Origin of the sequence: Paenibacillus sp. FSL L8-0340, assembly GCF_038593145.1 — a bacterium.
Lineage (GTDB): Bacteria > Bacillota > Bacilli > Paenibacillales > Paenibacillaceae > Paenibacillus_AQ.
This window is the reverse complement of the sequence record NZ_CP151967.1, coordinates 3,987,028-4,008,284: the sequence shown is the minus strand read 5'-3', so window position 1 is coordinate 4,008,284 and position 21,257 is coordinate 3,987,028. Positions and strand designations below refer to the sequence as shown.

Annotated in this window: 22 protein-coding genes; 4 read left to right on the top strand and 18 right to left on the bottom strand. The window is 40.9% G+C overall.

Translation table 11 applies throughout. The features are described 5' to 3' along the window. Positions 1 to 783: 783 nt before the first annotated feature. Positions 784 to 1,086, bottom strand: coding sequence for a MazG-like family protein (locus NST07_RS17785; protein ID WP_342479883.1), 303 nt, complete (start codon positions 1,084 to 1,086; stop codon positions 784 to 786). A gap of 243 nt (positions 1,087 to 1,329) precedes the next feature. Between NST07_RS17785 and NST07_RS17780 the strand changes: the two genes are divergently transcribed. After that, entirely contained in the window at positions 1,330 to 1,584 is a 255-nt protein-coding gene (locus NST07_RS17780; RefSeq protein ID WP_342481955.1) for a hypothetical protein, read from the top strand. Here the strand turns inward: NST07_RS17780 and NST07_RS17775 are convergent. From NST07_RS17775 to NST07_RS17720, 12 genes are all read right to left on the bottom strand, one after another. Continuing rightward, the gene (locus NST07_RS17775; RefSeq protein WP_342479882.1) at positions 1,573 to 2,565 is read right to left on the bottom strand and encodes an alpha/beta hydrolase; all 993 of its coding nucleotides are present in this window, start codon (positions 2,563 to 2,565) and stop codon (positions 1,573 to 1,575) included. The genes NST07_RS17780 and NST07_RS17775 overlap by 12 nt on opposite strands. 18 nt (positions 2,566 to 2,583) lie before the next feature. Then, positions 2,584 to 3,396 carry an alpha/beta hydrolase gene (locus tag NST07_RS17770; RefSeq protein ID WP_342479881.1) on the bottom strand — a complete coding sequence of 271 codons (813 nt, stop codon included), beginning with the start codon at positions 3,394 to 3,396 and terminating at the stop codon, positions 2,584 to 2,586. A gap of 658 nt (positions 3,397 to 4,054) precedes the next feature. Next, the gene (locus tag NST07_RS17765) at positions 4,055 to 4,813 is read right to left on the bottom strand and encodes an ABC transporter permease (protein WP_342479880.1); all 759 of its coding nucleotides are present in this window, start codon (positions 4,811 to 4,813) and stop codon (positions 4,055 to 4,057) included. Next, entirely contained in the window at positions 4,810 to 5,595 is a 786-nt protein-coding gene (locus NST07_RS17760) for an ABC transporter permease (protein WP_341093451.1), read from the bottom strand. The genes NST07_RS17765 and NST07_RS17760 overlap by 4 nt, the downstream gene beginning before the upstream one ends. Beyond that, positions 5,592 to 6,305, bottom strand: a complete 714-nt coding sequence (locus NST07_RS17755) for an ATP-binding cassette domain-containing protein (RefSeq protein WP_341378746.1) — start codon at positions 6,303 to 6,305, stop codon at positions 5,592 to 5,594. The genes NST07_RS17760 and NST07_RS17755 overlap by 4 nt, the downstream gene beginning before the upstream one ends. Before the next feature lie 92 nt (positions 6,306 to 6,397). Beyond that, entirely contained in the window at positions 6,398 to 7,399 is a 1,002-nt protein-coding gene (locus NST07_RS17750) for a HAMP domain-containing sensor histidine kinase (RefSeq protein WP_341378745.1), read from the bottom strand. After that, on the bottom strand, positions 7,396 to 8,073 hold the full coding sequence (locus NST07_RS17745) for a response regulator transcription factor (protein WP_341378744.1): 678 nt from the start codon (positions 8,071 to 8,073) through the stop codon (positions 7,396 to 7,398). Before NST07_RS17745 ends, NST07_RS17750 begins: the two co-directional genes overlap by 4 nt. A gap of 680 nt (positions 8,074 to 8,753) precedes the next feature. After that, positions 8,754 to 9,605 (bottom strand): HAMP domain-containing sensor histidine kinase, encoded by an 852-nt coding sequence (locus tag NST07_RS17740; protein WP_342479879.1) that lies wholly within the window; start codon positions 9,603 to 9,605, stop codon positions 8,754 to 8,756. Between the two features lie 51 nt (positions 9,606 to 9,656). After that, positions 9,657 to 10,454, bottom strand: a complete 798-nt coding sequence (locus NST07_RS17735) for an ABC transporter permease subunit (RefSeq protein WP_341097682.1) — start codon at positions 10,452 to 10,454, stop codon at positions 9,657 to 9,659. 25 nt (positions 10,455 to 10,479) lie between these two features. Further along, positions 10,480 to 11,394, bottom strand: a complete 915-nt coding sequence (locus NST07_RS17730; RefSeq protein WP_341093444.1) for an ATP-binding cassette domain-containing protein — start codon at positions 11,392 to 11,394, stop codon at positions 10,480 to 10,482. Between the two features lie 81 nt (positions 11,395 to 11,475). Further along, the gene (locus NST07_RS17725) at positions 11,476 to 12,141 is read right to left on the bottom strand and encodes a response regulator transcription factor (RefSeq protein WP_341378742.1); all 666 of its coding nucleotides are present in this window, start codon (positions 12,139 to 12,141) and stop codon (positions 11,476 to 11,478) included. 639 nt (positions 12,142 to 12,780) lie between these two features. After that, positions 12,781 to 12,936 (bottom strand): hypothetical protein, encoded by a 156-nt coding sequence (locus NST07_RS17720; protein WP_341378740.1) that lies wholly within the window; start codon positions 12,934 to 12,936, stop codon positions 12,781 to 12,783. A 181-nt stretch (positions 12,937 to 13,117) separates the two neighbouring features. Here NST07_RS17720 and NST07_RS17715 point away from each other — a divergent pair, with 181 nt between their 5' ends. After that, entirely contained in the window at positions 13,118 to 14,776 is a 1,659-nt protein-coding gene (locus NST07_RS17715) for a beta/gamma crystallin-related protein (protein ID WP_341093440.1), read from the top strand. Between the two features lie 151 nt (positions 14,777 to 14,927). Here the strand turns inward: NST07_RS17715 and NST07_RS17710 are convergent, their stop codons facing one another. Next, a complete protein-coding gene (locus NST07_RS17710; RefSeq protein WP_342479878.1) occupies positions 14,928 to 15,251 on the bottom strand; it encodes a helix-turn-helix domain-containing protein in 324 nt (107 codons plus the stop codon). Positions 15,252 to 15,395: 144 nt separating this feature from the next. On the opposite strand from NST07_RS17710, the gene NST07_RS17705 reads away from it, so the two are divergent. After that, entirely contained in the window at positions 15,396 to 16,280 is an 885-nt protein-coding gene (locus NST07_RS17705) for an NmrA family NAD(P)-binding protein (protein WP_341093436.1), read from the top strand. 192 nt (positions 16,281 to 16,472) lie between these two features. On the opposite strand, the gene NST07_RS17700 is transcribed toward NST07_RS17705, so the two are convergent. Together NST07_RS17700 and NST07_RS17695 are read right to left on the bottom strand one after the other, a co-directional pair. Next, positions 16,473 to 16,829: a hypothetical protein gene (locus NST07_RS17700; protein ID WP_342479877.1), complete on the bottom strand. Its 357-nt coding sequence runs from the start codon at positions 16,827 to 16,829 to the stop codon at positions 16,473 to 16,475. A gap of 395 nt (positions 16,830 to 17,224) precedes the next feature. After that, positions 17,225 to 18,585, bottom strand: a protein-coding gene (locus NST07_RS17695) for an IS1182 family transposase (protein ID WP_341377036.1) whose coding sequence is annotated in 2 segments (ribosomal slippage) — positions 17,225 to 18,018 and positions 18,018 to 18,585 — 1,362 coding nt in all. Because the reading frame shifts where the segments join, the coding sequence is not laid out codon by codon here. A gap of 191 nt (positions 18,586 to 18,776) precedes the next feature. Between NST07_RS17695 and NST07_RS17690 the strand changes: the two genes are divergently transcribed. Next, positions 18,777 to 19,742, top strand: coding sequence for a nitronate monooxygenase (locus NST07_RS17690; RefSeq protein ID WP_342479876.1), 966 nt, complete (start codon positions 18,777 to 18,779; stop codon positions 19,740 to 19,742). Between the two features lie 313 nt (positions 19,743 to 20,055). Here NST07_RS17690 and NST07_RS17685 read toward each other — a convergent pair whose 3' ends face one another. Together NST07_RS17685 and NST07_RS17680 are read right to left on the bottom strand one after the other, a co-directional pair. Then, the gene (locus tag NST07_RS17685) at positions 20,056 to 20,487 is read right to left on the bottom strand and encodes a hypothetical protein (protein WP_341093432.1); all 432 of its coding nucleotides are present in this window, start codon (positions 20,485 to 20,487) and stop codon (positions 20,056 to 20,058) included. A gap of 413 nt (positions 20,488 to 20,900) precedes the next feature. Continuing rightward, positions 20,901 to 21,248 (bottom strand): hypothetical protein, encoded by a 348-nt coding sequence (locus tag NST07_RS17680; RefSeq protein WP_342479875.1) that lies wholly within the window; start codon positions 21,246 to 21,248, stop codon positions 20,901 to 20,903. Positions 21,249 to 21,257: the final 9 nt, after the last annotated feature.

The window sequence follows — 21,257 nt, the reverse complement described above, 5'->3', positions numbered from 1 at the left end:
ATCGAGGTTGGGTTTTGATTTGGACTTGCTCAAGTTGTTTGCTACTTTACGATCATTACTCACAAAATCGCGTATTAGAGTCACGTTTTTGGTCTTAACTGTCGTTCCATCTGAAGCGGATACCACGAAGAAGTATTTACCGGTTGGAGGTTTCTTCGATGTGAACACTCCCGTATTGCAAAGATCGGATGCCGGATCGTTGGCAGACTTAGGAGCTCCGATACAGTCGGCATGACATCAACACCGAGTACTGCAAGGTTTTAATGTACAGACAGGACCAGATCCTTGTAGGCCTTCAATACCCCCCAATGGCACAGATATCATTCAGACAGAACAAAGCTTGCGGCAGTTGGCCATTTTTGTGCAACTGTATCACCGTTTCGTACCCAAAGTTTCCAGTCATATCCCGGTAATGACCGTTGTGAGATTAACCTTGATGCTCCATAAACATTTTACTTAGATAATCATCAAATCGGTAATAGTACTATGTTCTTGTCCATTTTCGGCAATGGGACCAAGTTCTTGTCCTGAGAAAAGGACAAGAACTTGGTCCCTTAAAATAGAAAACCCGCGCAGGGCGCGGACTCTTAGGGGATGATGTTTTTGTCCACCGACAAAAAAACAAACACAACTCCAGTGAGTTGTGTTCAATAAACTACTCTCATTATTTTGTCCATTAAGCGTAAAACTTCTTTGGGTGGAATGATGTAGTCACCTGCTTCAATTAGATGTGTCCCTATCTTTACATGAGGTGTCATACCGTTTGCCGAGTGAGGAATAGTTTTATTCTTTTTCTTTTGTAAGTACACCATCTTTATTTTGGTATATTCTTTTTTCATTTTTTTCCATCTTACACACTATCTCTTCTTCCAAGTTAATTCCTAGAAGTTCCGAAAGTCCTATTAAGTAGAGTGCAACATCAGCCAATTCTTCACCCAAATCGTCTTTCTTTTTCAGATAAGCTTCGCAAGCTTCTGATAATTCGCCATATATAAAACAAAATTCTTGAAAAATATCAGTAACATTAAATCCTTTCGCAATTTTATTCTGATAAACTCTTTTTTGTAACTGTAATAAATCAATCATTTTATTCACCTATCCTATATATAATTTTTATTTGAAATAGATAAGTCTAGGTAGAAAGCTTTTTCATATGTCGGGATTATGATTGATATTTCCGGCAATTCATATTCTCCTTTCATAAAATGAAATATAATCCTTTTTATTGCAAACCAAATTCTTTAATGTAATTAAATAGCTATTATGAATTACATTATAAAATATAAGATCTCTGTTATATATGGCTCGAATTTCGGATAGGGGTTCAATATTTCGGAGATATCGGCTTATAATGCTGAGAGAACCTATGACTATCATCTCCAGCATTTTGGCAGCAACAGTCTGGACAACAACGGGCTACAGATCCGCTCCACGGTCCATTACTACACTTCATATAACAATGCCTTCTGGAATGGAGGAAAGATCATTTTTCGCCTCCTTTTGTTCGTAAATGAGAGCAACTGCAACGCAAAAAAAATCGTCCAGCGCGCGATTTATGATGGTACCAGTCTGTTAATCTGTTGAGTTTATTCCTCCCGTAAAATCCCTTATTTTTTCAGAGATTTCTTTTGGATGGGAACGATACAGATAATGTCCCGCGTCCAATAAGACCATTTCTCCATGTACAGAGTTCTGGATCTGCTTCTCATGTTCCGGAATCCATCGGTCCGTCGTAGGGTGATTTGCCTGAAGAAAGAAAAGAACTGGTAAATTGGCAGGAAAAGTAAGCTTTTCTGCTGCTTTAAAGTTGGAATACATGCTCACTGCCTCATTTAATTGAGTTGTATTATACATGTTTTTGCGTATCAAGATGTCCAATTGTTCTTTAGTCGCTTTATCATAGGGCAGTCCTTCATAAGGGTCAGCACTCAGTTTCAATTGTAACCGGGCGAAGCCCAGGTTGCGGAACCATTTAACCGGTTCTGTATCAGACGAATCAATCTTCTGTTCACTTAGTGACGGAACACTGCTGTCCAGCCCGATAAAGGCTTTCACTTCATTTGGATATCGGTTCACATAATCCAGACTATAGAGCCCGGAAATGGAGTGGGCAATAAGGGTGTAACGATCGATCCGGAGACTTTGTAACGCTTCATGAATTTCACTTACAATGTTGGCTGAACTGCGCCCCTTCCGGGATTGATCGCTCAATCCGTAACCAAAAGGTTCGATCACGACGACTTTATAATAAGGGCTTAACTCTGATAGGAGTGGCTTAAAATCAAGTGCAGGCGCCGCTGTTCCATAACCGGGAAGAAGCACTACGGTTTCTTCGCCTTTGCCTTGGATGAAAACATTCATATGCTTACCATCTACAGACACAAGCTGACCATACTGTTCCATTCTTTTTTGTTCTGAATGACTGCTGATTTTGTTTACGGTAAATACGATGGCGATAAAAAGTAGAATAGCGATAACCACTGCGGCGATTACTTTTAATGAAATATGCAGCACTCTTTTTACTATTGAACCCTTCCTTACTTCCTCTCCTGCTGTTTGTGCCAAACTCTCTCTCTCCTCTTATTATTTGAATGGTTGTATTTGCTTCATGTACGCTTTGAATGCCCCGGCGATTTCTTTGAATTTCGTATGATGCAGGTAATGTGAGCCTTCCATCGTGATCATTTTTCCCTGTGCCGATTGTTTGACTTGTGCCTCATGCAGCGGAACCCACTGCTCATTGTTCTCGTTATTCGACTGGACGAAGAGAAGCACCGGCAAATCGTTAGGGTAGGTAAGCCGTTCTCCATTTTTGAAATTGGTACCGAGATGTCTGAGCTCATCCATCATTGTTGGATTGGTCGCGACTTGATTCGAAATGAGACGCATTTGTTCTTTAGTATACTCATCCGGGTAGCTGTTCACGTAGGACACTCCGTATAGTCCAGTGATGGAATGTCCCATAAGAACGTAACGGTCAATACCCAACTGCTGCACTGCTTCGTGAACTTCACTGACGATATTCTCTGTTGTTCTTTCCTTCTCAGTTTCGTCGCTCAACCCGTATCCGAACGGCTCAATCGCTACGACTTTGTATTCTGGAGACAATTCATCGATCAGCAATTTGAAATCAAGCACTGGCGACGGAGTTCCTTGTCCAGGAAGAAGGACGATTGTCTGTTCGCCGCTGCCTTGAATAAACACATTCATTTTTTTACCATCCACATTGACATACTGGCCGTATGGTTCGATTTTCTTTTTCTCGACCCCGTTACTGATCACATTAACGATAAACAAGATGCCCATGAACAGCACAAGCGCCCCGAGAAGACCTCCTATTATTTTCGACCATAGTTTCTGTTTTTTGCGGATTCTGTTCCCTTTCTTGATTTCCACCGGTCCCTGTCACGTTCATCTTCTCCTGTCCTTATATCTGTAGAGCCGCGTTATATAAATTGAACTTATAATTCTTCTATTTTGGGGTTGGCCATGACTACAGAGAATATTTGGACTTCCGGCCGCTGTTAGGTTTGGATTTCCTGAATTTAACCGCGAATCGCGGTAGAAATCCAAATCTAAAGGCGGACGCTATCGCTCCTCCAGTTCCAAAATTCCCCTCCGCCACTTTTCCCTAAATATAATTCTCAAGTTCAATCTATATAGCGACATATTCAAAGTGTAAACAACCAAAATGTCCCCTTCGTTACGGCAATATGAACGGAGTATGAACAGGCACAGAAGGAATGTTATTATGACAGCCAAACCTTATGTCCTGCATAGCAATGAACCGAAATATACAACTAATACTAGCTTTGGAATTACAAAATAAATACTTCGAGTACTACTTTACTTATCCAATATAATAAATACTCTCTTCTATTTGCTATACAAGCAGATAAAAGAGAGTATTTTTGTTCCTAAGCTATTCCCACTAAAACGTTGCTGGTGGTTTGGAAGTTATATCATACAATACTGGTTTACGTTTTCAGTTCGTTGACGATACATATAGAGTTTTTCTCAAGTACATCCCGTGGAATTCATCGCTGGAATAAACTTAGGCATCTCGTTTACGGTAAAATACAATAGCTGCTGTAAAAAAGATCAGTGTCCATACCATTGAAATACCTGTCCCTTGCATAGGTGTAAGGACATTTATTACATCAGAGGAAGGCGGCATATACATATAATATCCTGCCGTATCCGGAAAATAATTTCTAATACTAGGTTGAAAATCTCTCGACAATGGACTGACAATGAAATAATAACCAAGCAGTACCACTAAAGCAGGAGTGGTTCGTCTTAATAAAGCACCTATAGCTGCACTGAGAAGTGTGGTTAAGGTTAGATAGCCTGCTGCACCTATTAATGTTTTTATCATTGGGTCTATTTCAATCATTACGGCTGTGTCTCTCATCATAATAAAAGTATATAGTACACCTGATGCAGCAATAATAAACGCAGCAGGAATAGATATAATGGCCAATGCCAAATGCTTCATGGATAATTGGAACCCGCGCCAAGGTATCGTGGTTAAAGTAGTTCGAATCTGTCCACCCGTATACTCCGAACAAGTAGCTATGATACCAAGAATAATGAACCCTGCTTGAATATGTCCCATAGAAGCAAGTCCTATATTCAGTATACTTTGCGTTCCTGCTGCCCCTTGTAGACCAACAGAAGTAAAAGCTGCAGTTAAAGCTAAATTAAGAATGAACGTCCCCATAAGAGTGAGCCATATCCATGGTAATGTAACTAATTTATCCAGTTCAGCACCAAGGATTTGTGTTATCTTTCTACTAGGTGAGACACTCATGATGCAACGTCCCTCCTATGGAATACAATAGCTGCAACAATGAAAATAACGGCTACCCAGGCAAACATGACTACACCGCCTGTGAAGGGAGTGTGAAATCTGTCGAATAAACTGCCTGTGGACGGGGTGTGAAGTCTGTCGCTCGTAAACATAAACATTTCAGCGCCAGCCCTATCTGGTAAGTAAAACGCCAACTTTGTAACCCTATAAAGCAGGACACTAAATGATACAACGGAAGAATTTATTATGAGCACAGCAAGCGGGATGATGCCATTCTTAGTTAGCAAAGTAATCCCAAGTGCTAAAAGAGCAGTGAATGTCCAGTAACAAACTGCACCGATAAGTCTGGACCATTCAAATGCAGGGGCATATTCGCCGAGAATAAGATGCGTTGCAGACACAGTTGTCATAATAGCAACAATACATAGCAGTATGCTGATCACTGTCACAGCGCCTGCTTTTGCCAGCAAAAAAAGAAATCGGGATGAAACAACGGTTAAACTTGTTGTAATCTGTTGTCCTCCACCAGATTCACTGCTCTCTGTCAAATACTCACTGCTGACAGCAAGCACACCAAGAATAATAACGCCTTGCACACCAAGAGCTAAGCCAATATATCCAACTTCCGATAGCCGTGTGCTAACTCCAGCTATAATCGCATCTTTTTCTGCTATACTGTCCAAGGCAGCAATGACCGCTGGGGCAAATGCTCCAATAAGCAAGGCAAGCCAAATGCCCGGCAGGGAGAACAATTTAGATAGTTCCGCGTTGAATGCTCTCATACAACCTCACCTGCATTTTCAGATGTCAGGGCAAAAAAGGCTTCCTCCAGCGTGTAATGGTTACCTATTACTTCTTCCAATGTTCCATCTGCAACGATTGTTCCATGCTTAATAATCACCACATCATCAACAGTCTCTGCAAGTTCTCCCATTAGATGACTGGACAGTAACACCGTGTTTCCAGAATCAGCACGTTCACGTAAAAATGTCCGAATCCAACGAATTCCTTCTGGGTCGAGCCCGTTTACGGGTTCATCTAAAATCAATATTTGTGGATCACCAAGTAATGCAGCTGCCATTCCAAGTCTTCTCCCCATACCAAGGGAATAATTCCCCACTCTTTTACCAGCTGCATTAGTAAGACCTACTATTTCCAGAACTTCCTCGACACGTGAGCGGGACAATCCTGCGGCACGGGCAATCCAACGCAAATGTGCCCGTCCTGTTCGCATACGATGAGCTCCAAATCCATCAAGTGCGGCACCTACTGTTGCCAGAGGATTATGTAATTCTGCAAATGGCTTTCCATTAATTAGCGCACTCCCTGAGGTGGCACGATCTAATCCAAGCAGGATGCGAAGTGTAGAACTTTTACCTGCCCCATTTGGACCTAAAAAACCAGTTACTCTACCTGGTCTAGCTTTAAAACTAATACCTGATAAGATTTCCCCAGTCCCGCGATGTTTGACTAAGTTATCAATTGTAAGCAACCACAACACTTCCTTTCTGTTATGGTTCTAATTATAAAGAAGCAAAGTTACATCCCGGTGATCATGTTGTTTAATTCTGGGTTACCTTTAGGTTAAGCTCTACCAATAACCACTCTTGTGCCATTTTCATTTGATGTAAAGTCAGCTTTCAGCTTCATTTTTTTCAACATATAATTTAAAGCCGATAAACCAATCCCCGCCCCATGCTCATAGGAAGAGTTATCCATACCTGGACCTCTGTCTGCAACAAGGATCAGTTCTTTTTCTACATCAACCACAATGTGTACATATTTCCCCTCTGCTGCATGGCGAAGAATATTCTGAAATAAATTATCCAGAACCCGTGTCATCCATTTAGGATCTGCTTCCCAATAAAAAGTCGCCTCTGCCGGTAAATCAACATCAACCTGAATTTCTTTTTCTTCAAATACTGGATACCACGCAGCAACAGAGGCTCTTACTAAACGTCCAATATCTGTTGAAGTGGGCCCAAAAGGATATTTCCCTGATGTAAGCAATGTATAGGAAAGTAAATCATCCATTAGATCTCCGACTCTTGTAATCGTATGGTTCATCTCTGTTAATGAGTTTTGTCCTTCTAAACTTATTGCTTCTTTATTTAATCTGGTGATATGTCCTCTCAAAATAGTAAGTGGCGTTCGTAAGTCGTGAGATAAATTAGCAATGAGCCGATGTCGTAATAATTCCTCTTCATATTCTCGCTTGCGGCTGTCTTCAAGCTGCTGAATCATCCAATTAAAAGAACTTCCTAACTGGTCTATTTCATCCATACGATCTCTTTGAACAGATATTGGTTTAGGAAAATTATTAGCTGAAAATGACATGACTTCCTGTAAGCGGGTGAGACGTTTACGAAGCCTCAAGAAGAAAATCCAAGATATCACAACAAATGCTACAATAATAAAACCAAACAAAAGCAGTACAACGTAAAAATAATTTAACTTATTCAGCTCTTCTTCATTAAAAGGAGACTCAATGAACGCAGATAAGAAAATAAGTACAATCGGAGGAAAAAAGATAAATAGAAAATGTCCTTTTAGAAAACGGCGAAATAATGATTTAGTCTGTTTCATAGTTTCACCCGATAACCTATTCCCTTCAACGTTTCAATAATCTCTGGGGAATCCGGATGACGTTCCAACTTTTGGCGCAGTCGATGGATATGTACCATTAATGTTTTATCACCTGTTATAAAAGCTTCTTCCCAAACGGCTTCATAGATTTGTTCTTTTGGTAACACTTGATTAGGGTGGCGTAAGAAGTACATTAAAATTTGATGTTGTTTCCCTGTCAATATAATTTCTTCTCCTGTGATTTTGTCAAACACCATTTGAACTTCTGGATCTACTTCAATATAATTCCCTAATGAAATACGTTCGGAATGTGTTCCGCCACTTCGACGGATTAATACTTCTAATCTTGCAACTAATTCATCCGTATGGAATGGTTTCGTTAAATAGTCATCAGCAAATTGTAAACCTTCTACCTTATCATCTATCGATGTTCGGGCAGTTAACAACAAAATAGGAACAGCAGGAGCTGCCTTTTTTAATCGTTTTCCCACAGTAAATCCATCTAAACCGGGTAACATGATATCCAAAATAACGATTTCATGCTGATTCACTTCTTTTTCAGCTCCTTCACCAGAAAGCAGCCACTGAACTGAAAATCCCCGCTGTTCCAATTCTTCTTTTACCCAACTGCCTATTTTCTCATTATCTTCAATATATAATATATTTCTTTTCAAGTAACATCCCGCTCTCTAAATTGAGTTCACTATTAGACAGAATAACACAATCTAAAAACCAGCAGCACGTTGAATTTTAAAGTCCATTTGATTGGTCCTAAGTCCCTTATAGAACAAGAACTTCTCTCTTCGTCGAAATAACAGAAATCAGTGAGTTCTTTCGAGAACAGTATAGATGAGGGTGAGAAATTCCCATAGTAAAAATACAATATGGGAAATGAGAAAAGTTGTATTTGACGTTGATATACTTTGATGATAAGAATCATGCGTACCAGTATTCTCCATCCCTTTGTAGAAGCCACGGACACTTCACATCTTCGAAAGAAAACACAGCACTGAAGCTGGTGGAAAACTACATTTGGTAGGCTTATAATGCATGTTCTTTTATCAAAAAATCAACTTTGTGTAATTTCAGGTCCGATGTATCAACATAACAACATGTTTAGATAATCATCTAATCGGCATAGTACCATGTTCTTGTTCTTGTCCATTTTCGGCAATGGGATCAAGTTCTTGTCCAGAGAAACGGACAAAAACTTGATCCCTTAAAACAGAAAACCCGCGCGGAGCGCGGGTTTTTATAGAACTATGTTCTTGCCTACCGACAATGGTTTGCCAATGACATAAAGTTGCCTACACATATGGCACAAAGTTACCTCGCCGCTTGCGGCATTCTGCTTTTATTTAGGAAAATACAATACAACCGTTAGATTTCCATCTTGATAATAAGCGTTTATATATCCCTCCATACGTTCTGTAAGAATTTTTGCGATTGATAATCCTAATCCTGTGGAGCTTCTGCCGTCTTCAACGGTATAAAATCGATCAAACAACCTGCCCACCGTAACCGGAGATAACTTTTTAGCGGAATTGGTAAAAGTGATTTTCCCATCCCCATGTAAACTTACCTTCAAATCACCATCACTATACTTAATTACATTGCTTAAGATGTTTCCCAAAATACGGCTGAGGGCAGTGGGATCAAGCGACCGGTGAATCGGTGAATCCGGAAGCTCGATTTCCGGATCAATTTGCCGTGTCTTAAATGCACCGTAATAGGATAACAAACTTTCTTCCAGCGCCCGGTTCAGGGTCAACTTCTCATAGCTTATCTCTTGCACCGAAGTGATCAATGAATAGCGGAAAAGTTCTTCGGTCAATTGCTTTAAGACCTCGGTCCGATTCTGAATTTGGTCAAGATACCGCTGTACGGATTCCGACTTATTCTCCCCTTCCAATAAATCAAGATAACCGTATATTGCAGTCAAAGGGGTGCGCAAATCATGGGATATATTTGTGATTGCTTCCTTCAATTCAGTATCGCCCTGCTGATAACGGTGACGTTCTTGGCGCAGCAAACCAAGTTGGGTATTCAGGTTGTGCGCCAACTGCTGCATCTGTCCGTCACGGCTGGAAATACTAATCAATATATTGGTATCGGATGTGAGGATATCGTCGATCGAGTTCTTTATTTCCTGAGTAGACTTCCGTAAAAGGTACACCTTCCCTACAAGAAATACAATGATTAACACGAATACGCCGAATAAGAGCCACAATCCGATTTTCATTCCACACCTACTCCATTATTTTATGTCCTTTTTACGGAACCCTAACAATCCAATAACTGTGGTCATAACTGTAATTGCCAGAGAATAGACCCACATCTGGATAAAATCCGTTGCATTCCCCATAGCAATTTGATTGGCTTGACCTGTCGGAAGGAAATCATATAAGAATTGATATACTGCCTTTTTTGTGCCACGCGGATAACTGGGGTTCGCCACCAATTCCTGTACATACTTCCCTGTATCCGTAAGTGTGTCAACTGAATAAAATTCCTCTGCGCTGAGCCGACTCTGAAGCTGGGTTGCCGCTATGAGCAAAACAAAAAATGCAATCAAGGCAGTCACCGCCACCGCGGCTTTATTCTGAAACAGCATGCTCATCATGGTATAAATAGAAGCATATACCAGTATTAACAATACACTGCTTATTAGTAACAGCAATATTGTATTCCAATCCGCCTCAAAAGAAGCAAGTACCGCAATGCCGCCTACCATAAGAATGACAATATAGACAAGGGCAAGAATCAGTCCCGCAACAAAACTGGATATTAAATTGGACAGATAAAGGTCACTTTTTCGATGTCCCACGATCAGCTTATTTCTCATCGTACCGTCACTGTATTCCGTGCCCAAAAACAGACTTATAAACGTAGCCAGAGCTCCTCCAATTACAATGTTAAAAAGAAAGAGGGGCAGTTCATGAAGCTGCAGACTAGCATCGCTCATTCTTGTTTCTCTGTAGATAATGAACAGTATTGCACTGGCAAACAGCATCATAGCCGCTGTGCAAGACAGGAGCGTTCTGCTTTTCCGCATGCGTGAGAAATGGGAAGATAACAACTTATTCAACTTCGCCACCCCCGGTTAGACCGATAAAGTAGCTTTCCAAGCTCTCATCCTGCTCGTTCAAAGTAAAGACTTCGCAATTATTTTTTGCAAGTTCCATAACAAGGTCGGTTACGCTCACTTTTCCATACATAACGGCTTCGTTTTGCGTACGAATTATGTATTCTATTCCCCGCTGGTCGAGCACACGGGCGAGCACACCCGTGTCCGATACCTTAAGCCAGGTACATGTCCGACATGCTGCGTGCAATTCCGCTGCACTGATTTCCTTAACCATTTGCCCTTGATCAACAAAACCATAATGAGTCGCCAATCTGGATAGCTCATCCAGAATATGACTGGAGATTAGAATAGTGATTTGCCGTTCCTTGTTAAGTTTCAAAAGTAGCTCACGCATTTCAATGATACCCTGTGGATCGAGTCCGTTGATGGGTTCATCCAAAACAAGAAAATCGGGATCCCCCGCAAGAGCGACGGCAATGCCCAAACGCTGGCGCATACCGAGTGAGAAATTTTTTGTTTTCTTTTTTCCTGTATCCCCCAGTCCCACAAACTGCAACAGTTCCGGGATATTATGGAACGAAGGAAGTCCTAATACACGATATTGATCTCTGAGATTGTCCTCCGCAGTCAAATCGAGATAAATCGACGGCGTTTCCACCACAGCACCCATACGACGGCGGGATTTCACTATATCCTTAGCGGTGTGTTTTTTACCATACAGCGTATAGTCTCCTGCCGTTGGCTGCTGTAAACCACAAATCAAACGAATGAGCGTTGTCTTTCCGGCCCCATTTCTCCCTACAAAACCATAAATTGAGCCTTTGGGCACTTTCATGGTCAGCCCGTTCAAAGCTTTAAAATTCCCATATGACTTTTTTAAGTTATTGGTTGTTAAACAATAATCCATTAAATCGCCTCCTTACTACTGATGTATGGAGTGTATCGAGAAATAGTTAAGAAGGCAGTAAAGAAAACAGTAAAGAATCAGTTAAGATTTATGCTCAGACAGCTTAAAGCCAATTCCCCATACGGCCTCAATGTATTCATTCCCGCTGACTTCACGGAGTTTCCGGCGCATATTGCTGATATGAACCTTTAGAGAGCTTTCCATACAGTCAGGTGTATCCATACTGATTCGGTCAAGCAGAACTGATTTTGCTATCGCTTGCGTTGGGTTTAGCATCAGAAGTTTGATGATTGCAAATTCTGTTTTTGTCAAATGCACTGGATGGCCCTGTACGGTTAACGCATGAGAGGTCTTATTTAACGTTAAATCGCCAAAGGTCAGGACGGAGGCATGGTCACTTCGACTACGAAGCTGAACGGTAATTCGAGCCAGCAATTCTTTAATCTCAAAGGGCTTGGTTATATAGTCCGCGGCGCCGCCTAACAGAGAATTAACTCTATCATCAATCCCGGCCTTGGCACTGACTACAATTACCGGAATCCCTTTTAATTCAGGAAGCAATTCCTCACCGGATCGTCCAGGGAGCATCAAATCAAGCAACACCAAATCCGGTGTCCACTGCTGAAATAATAAGATTGCTTCTGTACCTGAGTAAGCCCGGACAACATCATATCCTTCACGGGTCAAAGTTTCTGCCAGAATATTTCCGATATGTTCATCATCTTCAATAATGGCGATTGTTTTCATAGAATCTGCTCCTTGTACAAGGGTGTGGATATCTTGTTTTTATTATGGTAGGCTATAGCGACCTCTTCAATTCAATATAGCTACGTTCTCTTTTTTAAAAAACCCCCTTTAGATTATTACATCTAGAAGGGTAAAGCGATGTGTTTTTTCTCAACACGTATACCTTATATTAACGCTTGGAGAAATCTGTGTGCTGCCAGACGGCAATATCGAGCATCGCAGATCGTACGCTGTACGGCTTGATATGCCGATGGTGTTAGTGCCATCTATGTATACATATCCAGAGTTGACTAAAACGAGCAACGGGATTCATAACTGCCTTTGCGTGACGATGGAATTTCACGAAATTCTTGTCCTCTTACATTTTACACAGTAAATAAAGTTCTAGTTTTGGTTGTAACGGCCGCCAACTCCCACTCAGATCAGCAGCTCTTAATAAGTTCTTTCACATCAGGATCATTACCTCCTACCTCTTAATTGGTTACCGAACAGTCCTCCATGGAAATAAATAAGGGGGCACAACATGGTGTTGTGCCCCCTCTTATTAGAGGAAAGAATTGGTTTATTGGTATTATACACTAATCGTCTAGAAAGTAAATATCTAGATAGTCATTCGTTTAAAACTTTTCAAAATCACTTTCAAGTCAATTCGATTGGTAGAACATATTCCGCGACCGCGATATGCCGAACCAGCATCAGCAGGTCCTTGTTCTTCGTCTCACTCTCCTCGAGCGCGTCCAAGATGCGTCCGTCTGCCCAGTACAGGTGATCCATCATGCACTTGATTGTCCTCATTTCAGTTTTCTCCTCTTCATCTCATCGATTACTTGAACCTACTGTTTGGTAACTGATTTTCAGTTTTGGAAAGTCGCTGAGGCCCGCTAAGAAATTTATATCATATTTACAACCTTGCTTTAATAAATTTAGTTGGAAAGTGTTTAGAAAATCATACCATATTTATAAAGGAGGATTATCCATGAACTTAAATGAAAATTCTTCAAATTCAGCAGAATGTGCACAGTCACAAACGATGAACGGCCACAGTCCTTTATTCGATCGTTTAAGTACAGATGGAAAACCTTACTGGGATTATCTTACAAGATATTCCCCTGTTATTTATCAAGATATTAATAAGGATTTTGCTGGTGGGATAGCGGATTTAATTGCGAAATTTAATGCAGACGGGAACTGGAACATGGCTGATCAATGGGAAACAATAGGAGTAGTCCCTCAAGTCCCATATGTATATGCTTCTGTTCAAGAAACGAAGACACATCTCTTTTTAGGCTATTATTTTTATCATGCACGTGATGATGGACCTGTTTCCGCCGAACAACACGAAAATGACTTAGAAGGAATGATGATGGCAGTTCGAAAAGATGGAAGCTATGGTGTTCCTGTGGCAATGGAAACAATTAGTCATTCTGATTTCCTACGGTATCGTTTAAAAGATCCTAATGTGCAGCCAGGATACGTTGGAATTGAAAGTACTTCAGTTCGTTACTCTGAAGTAACCCATCCAGAGGTGTTTATAAGTTCAAATGGACTTGGTGAGAACCATGGGCATGGTGTGAGTGCTTATACTAGTAACGAAGATGTTGGCGATGATGGGATTGTCTATAAATTTGGAGAGCCTTCATATTCTGGACAGCCTAATCAATTTTCACCAAAGTGGAAACACACTTATAATTATGGAATCCTGCCAATAGATGAATTATGGGAGAGGAAATTTCAATATAACAATACGCCTTTTCAATCGTTTGGTGTTTTTCCAAATACACACACAAGCAACAACCATGCAAATGCCCCTTGGAACTGGTCTGATAAAGACCAAGATGGAACACTAGGAATGGGAATCTTTTTCACCGATCCAGCTTATTTATTTGATATTGACTTTAATGGATTAGGGACATTCTCGCATGAATATGTATACAATCTCTATTGGACACATAAAGTAACCCTCAAGTCTGTCACCCCTAAAGTTTATAAGGACCCAAGCAATAATCTACCTGATATATATATTAGTATGGACACATATCCACTAAGTGGAAAGAGATATATAAGTGAAAGAGTGTGGATGAAAGCGGATGCGGCTTTAAATGTACCGCACCCCGTCATTTTTGGTGGTGACCAAAAAACCGCAAATACTACTTTTTCAGAGCGTTCGAATACACTTCATATCGCAGTGTCTAATAGTAGTCCTCGGTTGTGGTTGGAAGTAAAGGATTATGATTCATCATCAACAGATGCGGATGATTATATGGGATCTGTTGTAATTCCTTTAGATACAGGGAATATTGCAGGAAAAGCCGATTTATCAGAAGCTATAATTGATTATGAAGTAATAACAAACCCGAGTTTTCCATTAGCGCAACAAGGGGTCTATATTTACAAAGATTCTAACTTTTCAGGGACCTCTAAGCAATTGACAAGTAGTGTTACGAACTTTAAAGATATTGGTATGAATGATGCAGTGAGCTCTATTAAGATTGTTGGACCTTATGATGTTGTAGGTTACTCAGATGCGGACTTTAAAGGACGTTCTTCAACATTAGTAACAAATGATAATCTAAGTACTACCTATCTTAATAATGATGCCATGTCTTCAATTCGAATTACTCGAAGAACTATCTAGAATAAAACTCTTTGCTGAAGCGGCAAGTTTTTTTAAAAAAACGACCATCCTAACAAACGGATGGTCGTTTCCTTTATCCAAATCAAGAAAAATCACCGTCTCTTATATGATCCCAATTGTTGTTGTGAAAATTCGAGGTTTTTTATTGCCGTCACATATGTTGAAGCCCCCAATCTCGCATTTGTAATAACATGGGTGTGAGACTTTTCCCTTTATCCGTCAACGAGTATTCTACACGGGGGGGTACTTCAGCAAAAGTAACTCGATTGACCACACCATCCTCCTCCAATTCACGCAACTGCCGCGTCAATGTACGATGTGTTACTGAAGAAAGCTTTTTCTGTAGTTGATTAAACCGGATCATGTCATTATCTAAAAGATGATATAAAATCATAAGTTTCCATTTTCCGCCGATGATATTGACTGTGAATTCGACTGGACATGGACTGCAATTTCCCAATAGTTCTGTCTCCATAAGTTTTCCTCCAATAGTATCACGAGAGATACCAGATATCTCTAATGTGCGTACTTACATAAAGTTTGTTGGTTGTTTAATATAAATATAACATTTAGTTCGATACTCAACCAATGAAATATACTTTAAGGAGATGTTGGATATATGGAATCCATTTTGGTTTATGGAGCATCGGGGGTACAAGGTGGAGCAGTAGCAAGATTGTTAGCTTCTAAAGGAGTAACTGTTCGTTCAATTACACGTCAGGAGAAAAACGCAGCAGTTCTGAAAGAACAAGGTATCGATGCTTATGTTGGCGACTTGTCTGCATTGGAGACCTTAAAAGAAGTTAACGCTGGTGTTGATAAAATTTTCTTGAATATGCCCATTGAATATGACACAGCATTGATCAAACTACACATCACCAATGCTGTTGAAGCCGCAAAGCAAGCAAACGTAAAATTGATCGTCGTCAATTCGAATGGCTTCTTGCCAGAACAGCCTACCGATACCAAAACATTGGATGTAAAGCGCGAAATGATTGAATACGTACAACAAAGCGGAATTCCGACCATCTTGGTAAAACCAACGCTTTACATGGAAAACTTCTTGATCCCAGGGCTTATCAATAATGGGATGCTGTTCTACCCTGTGCCAGCGGATATATCTATTCCTTGGATCAACTCCGATGACGCGGCGCAATATCATTATTATGCATTAAGTCATCCTGAGCTGGCAGGTCTAACGATACTGGCTCCAGGGCCTGAAGCATTGACTGGTGCAGAACTCGGGGATCGCTTTACACAAGCACTGGGCCAAAATGTCACATTCCAGTCTCTGAGCTACGATGATTTCGAAGCATCTCTCACGCCGGTGATGGGAGAAAAACAAGCATCTGGTGTTGCGAGCTTCTACCGTTGGATTGGAACGAATATTGATTCCCTGAACTATTATGATGTTAAAGATCGCGTGATTGTCCCTGATCTCCAATTGACCACGCTGAAGGATTGGTTGCAACAACCGCAGGTTAATAAAATGTTTCGTTCTTAAGAAGAACTGTTCGGTGGATTTAATAAATTAAAGAAACTGGCAGTATCAGTCGTAAAATTAAAGGCAGCCCTAGCGGGTTGCTTTTCCATAAATTATCGGAACAGATTCTTGTCCTCCAATATTGACTTGTACGTTGAAGCTGATTCAGGTACCTCCACCTATAAATAGACTTCTAAACCAAATTCACGACTTTCATTGGCCGCTTCCAGGAAAAGAATGTATCTGAAGCGTTTGTTCAGTATCTATATCAGATATTCCTGTTATGAACAGCTTCATAATTTTCTCCATCAAGCTGGCATAATACGGTTTCGGATGGCTGGATATGTCGATAAATTGTGTTTTCGTGTTCTTGTGCAGCAATGCTCCAAATCCGGACCGGTAATGAGGTCGTGATCGCCACTTGTGATTGCTATTTAGAACGTTAGGAACAGGTTGTGTAAAGGTTTCCGTCTCCCATCCCCCATGTGCATCATGTGGAATATCTCTACCATGATATCTTCCTGCCTCTACTTTATAGTTAAACAGGAGATTATCATTCGTTAGTTTCATTAAATACCGCCTGTTTGCTTCTTCCCCAGTTCTATCATCGCCTGCAGCCCCTGAATTGAGTTGGATTTATCTTCATTAGGATGAATCCATTAAAATTAGAAAGCGGCGATTCCTTCAATCCAATGATGAATACGAATATAAAATTGATCCATACTGATTATTAAAGCAAGCTTCACTTGTTTCTAAAAACTGTCATCTGCCCAAAAGGCGTTATAAATTTCATAAAAGAAATCAGTTGAAAGACATGATATTTAACATGGTTTGAGCATGCTCACAGTCACATCGGGAAAGACTTAACTGTGTTAAGTTCAGATTGTCGAGAAACCCAGGTCATTTTTATGACTGTGGGTTTCTTTTTACGTTCAGGCAGAGGTGAAATGGGGAAAAGGAGGGGGTTACCCCCGCTTTTCCAGGCGATCCAGGTGGATCGCTATCTTTTTCATGTTCTGCACGGAAGCCGTCATCAGTGCTTGTTCCCTGACGTTTGGAAGTCCGCGCAAACGGCAATAGCGAAACCCATGGAGCTCTTTAGCATCCGCGAAGCTTCGCTCTATTGTCTCTTTTCGTTTGCGGTATAACTTCTTGCCGGACGTGCTTAGCCGGTTTTTACGGACCCATTCTTTGCTGTCCTCCCACACGTGCCTCGTCACCACTTTTCGATGATTTCGGGACTGTGTACATTGCTCCAGCAACGGGCAACTTTTGCAATGTTCCGGATCGGAAGCGTACTGCCGGTAACCCTTGCGGTCTGTGGTTCGGTATTTCAGTTCGTGACTCGCTGGACAAACATATAGATTACGTTCGGCATCAAAGGTAAACTTCCACTTCGGAAACAAGCCTTGCTTGGGATGAAATCTCCGGTGAGCAATCACGGCAAAGATCTTTCGACGTTGTAGTCCCCGGCAAATCGGTGTAGTCAAATAACCTGAATCAAGTGCAACAGCTTCTACGGCAAATCCAAAACGTTCTCGTTGGCGATCTAAACGCAACAAATAGGGCACGGAATCATGAACATTTCCGGGCGTCACGTGCACATCAGTAATGAGATTGTATTTGGTATCGACTGTACGGTGGTCCAAATAAAAGAAGCCTTCTGGTTTGCCATCTCGAATCATATATCCACTGTCTGGATCGGTTTTGCTCACTTTAATTTCTTTTTCTTCGTTCACTTCCTCTCTGAGTTTTAGGGCTTTTTTCCATGCTCTTTCCGGTCTTCGGCCACGGCGGCATTGAGCTCGTCCACGTAATCCTTGGTATTTTGTAGCACTTGTTGTTTCGTGTACTGGTGTTTATTCGCATTGGCCTTCACATGAGTAGAGTCGGTTACGAGAACACGTCCGCCAACCATTCGGTGTGAGATTGCTTGGAGAACAATCTCATCGAAAATATCTTGGAAGATGCTCGTATCTTTAAACCGGGTTCGTCGGTTCCAGCTAATCGTCGAATGGTCTGGAACCTTATCTGTCAATCCCAGTCCTAAAAACCAGCGATAGGCTAAATTGGTTTGGATCTCTCGCTCCAATTGACGTTCAGAACGAATACCGTAAAAGTAACCGAGAAAAATCATTTTAAATAAGACGACAGGATCAATGGCAGGACGACCATTATCTGCACAGTATAACGGTCGAACTATTTCATCGATAAAGGAAAAATCGATATATTTATCTACTTTGCGCAGCAAATGGTCTTGTGGCACTAGATCTTCGATTGAAACAAACTCGTAGGCTTGCTGTTTTTCTCGGTTGGACCGCAACATACCAAACACCATCCGTTCTATAAATAGTTACCTATATTATACAACATTAACGCGGTGTCGTCTTAAATTATTTACATATAAATAAGGCTGTCGAGACTTTCTCGACAGCCTGGACTTAACTGTGTTAAGTTATAGCTAATTACTCCAGAGGAGTTTTTATGATATCTACAACTTGTGAAAGAGGTGCGTAATTGAAACTTCCAACAATCCAATTCGGACATATTAAATCCAGAGTTCCTGTTATTCAAGGTGGAATGGGCGTAGGCATATCCTTAAGTGGACTAGCCGCTGCTGTAGCTAATGCAGGCGGGATCGGCACCATCTCTGGTACAGGGATCACTGCTGATGAGCTGAGAATGCATATTCGCAAAACAAGAGAACTCTCTAAAGGGATTGGCTATATCGGTGTGAATGTACTATTCGCAGTAAAGGATTTTGCCGAAAAAATGAAGGTTGCTTTGGAAGAAAAGGTTGACTTTATTATTTCCGGAGCCGGAATTTCTAGAGATATTTATGCTTGGGGTAAAGAATATGGTACTCCTGTTGTAACTATTGTTTCATCCGCCAAATTAGCCAGAATTTCCGAAAGACTTGGTGCCTCCGCAGTCGTTGTGGAAGGGTTCGAAGCAGGGGGCCATTTAGGTACAGACAGAGCCATGTTTGATATCCTTCCTGAAGTCTTAGAGGCCGTTTCGATTCCGGTTATTGCTGCAGGTGGGATTCTGACAGGGGATGATATCGCAAAAGCCCTTCGGATTGGCGCATCTGGTGTTCAAATGGGTACCCGTTTTGTGGCTAGCCATGAGTGTGATGCTCCCTTAGCCTTCAAGCAAAAGTATGTAGATGCTCAGCAGGGAGATACTGTCCTCATCAAGTCTACAGTGGGTCTAGAAGGTAGAGCAATTCGAAATGAATTTACGGACCGGATCAGTGATAATGCCAAATTAAAGATAGTCAAATGCTATGATTGTCTAAAGGTTTGTTCACATCGCTTCTGTACAATGGAATCCCTGCTTACTTCCCTTAGAGGAGATGTTAAGAACGGTTTAGTTTTTGCTGGGTCCAGAGTCCATGAGATTAAAGAGATTTTGTCCGTACAGCAGATTATCGACAATTTAATGAATGAGTATCAAGGGGCGTTGAACCCGACAACTTAAGGTTGTTATAAGATATAAAAGCACGATTAACCATTTAAGCTTGGGATTTCCGAGCGTGAGTGGTTTTTTATTTCTTCAGTTATCGAATCTGTAAGTAATTTAATTGGCTCAGACATTGGGAAGCTTTGCGGAGATAAATGTATACAGCATAACCCCCTTTTCAGCAATCGTTCTAATTACGTATAAGCCATGAAAAAAAGGACAGCTGAACCAGATCGGTTCAACTGTCCAATGCTTTTCACAGGGGCGTAATGAACTACTCCGGCGAATGTCGCTTTTGTTACCTGGTTGAACGAAAATCTTAGTGCACGACTTAAATTACGCCCTCTCCTCCAATAGCTGTTGCAGTAAATACTACTGGTCCAACTATATTGATGAAGGTAGTGCCCGGAATCGAATTTTCAATACCCAATTGATAGTTTATAACGCCCAAAGGGGCACCATCAACCCACAGAACATTTATTTGCTTAATTTCAGGATTTGCTGTACCCACAAGTCGAATATGAGAGCGATATATTACTGTCCCAGCTCTGAGAATTACAACATTGAAATTATCAGGAGTTGCAATCTGGTCAATGTTAATACTTGCTTTTAACTCAACTCTATTTGAGAAAGATGCAGGATTTTCCGGAGGAATAACTACTGAGGTATCAAGTATTCCAACATTTTGCCCCGGTGGAATTGTTAATACAGCAGCTCCTAATGGATTTAACGCTTTGGAACCATAACTTATAATTGTTGCCATCTTTCATTTCCCCTTTCAAGTTTTATACGTTAATATACGTAGAACTGAAAAGATCGCTTGGACTACATTCCTGGTAGTTATACACATTTTTGAGTTTAGCATTTTGCATAATTCATTTTCGAAGAATGCCTTGCTGCCTGATTCATTCGGCACTGGGTGGGGGCAATTCATTAACAACTAGGATAGGAACTATGACAAAAAATACCACAATACGGGTGGCTAACTCGTAGTGTGGTATTGAACGACTGGTTACACAAAATAATTGACAGACCCTGATTCTCAGGTTCAGTTTAATCTTCGCGCGGGCATGAAAAGCTAAATTTGCTTGGCTTCATTATCTCCCGCTCGCTTAATGGGCGGTGTATGGTGCGCATGGCTAATGATCCTATAACCAGTTAATTCATAGAAGTGTCTTAGACTGTTGTTAATAAATCCTTTATCCCTTCTACAAATAAAACCCTTTCTTCAAGTTCTTTATTATCAAGCCCCTCCTGTCTCCAAAACTTCACCAATTTATTCGAATGTATGATATCCATTGCTTGGGATTTAATGTCGTCTCTTAAGTCGCCATGTTCAATACCTAACTTTGCTAAGACAAGGTACAAAATCCATTCAACATCTTGAAAATCGTCAGTTTGAATTTCGAATTCTACGATTGACCTTGAAGTTGCTTGATTAACAGTGAATCCCTCACTTAAATATTTTTCAAAGCCTTGTGTACCATATTTTATTACTTTATCGTATGACAACTTATTTACCATGGTAATCGC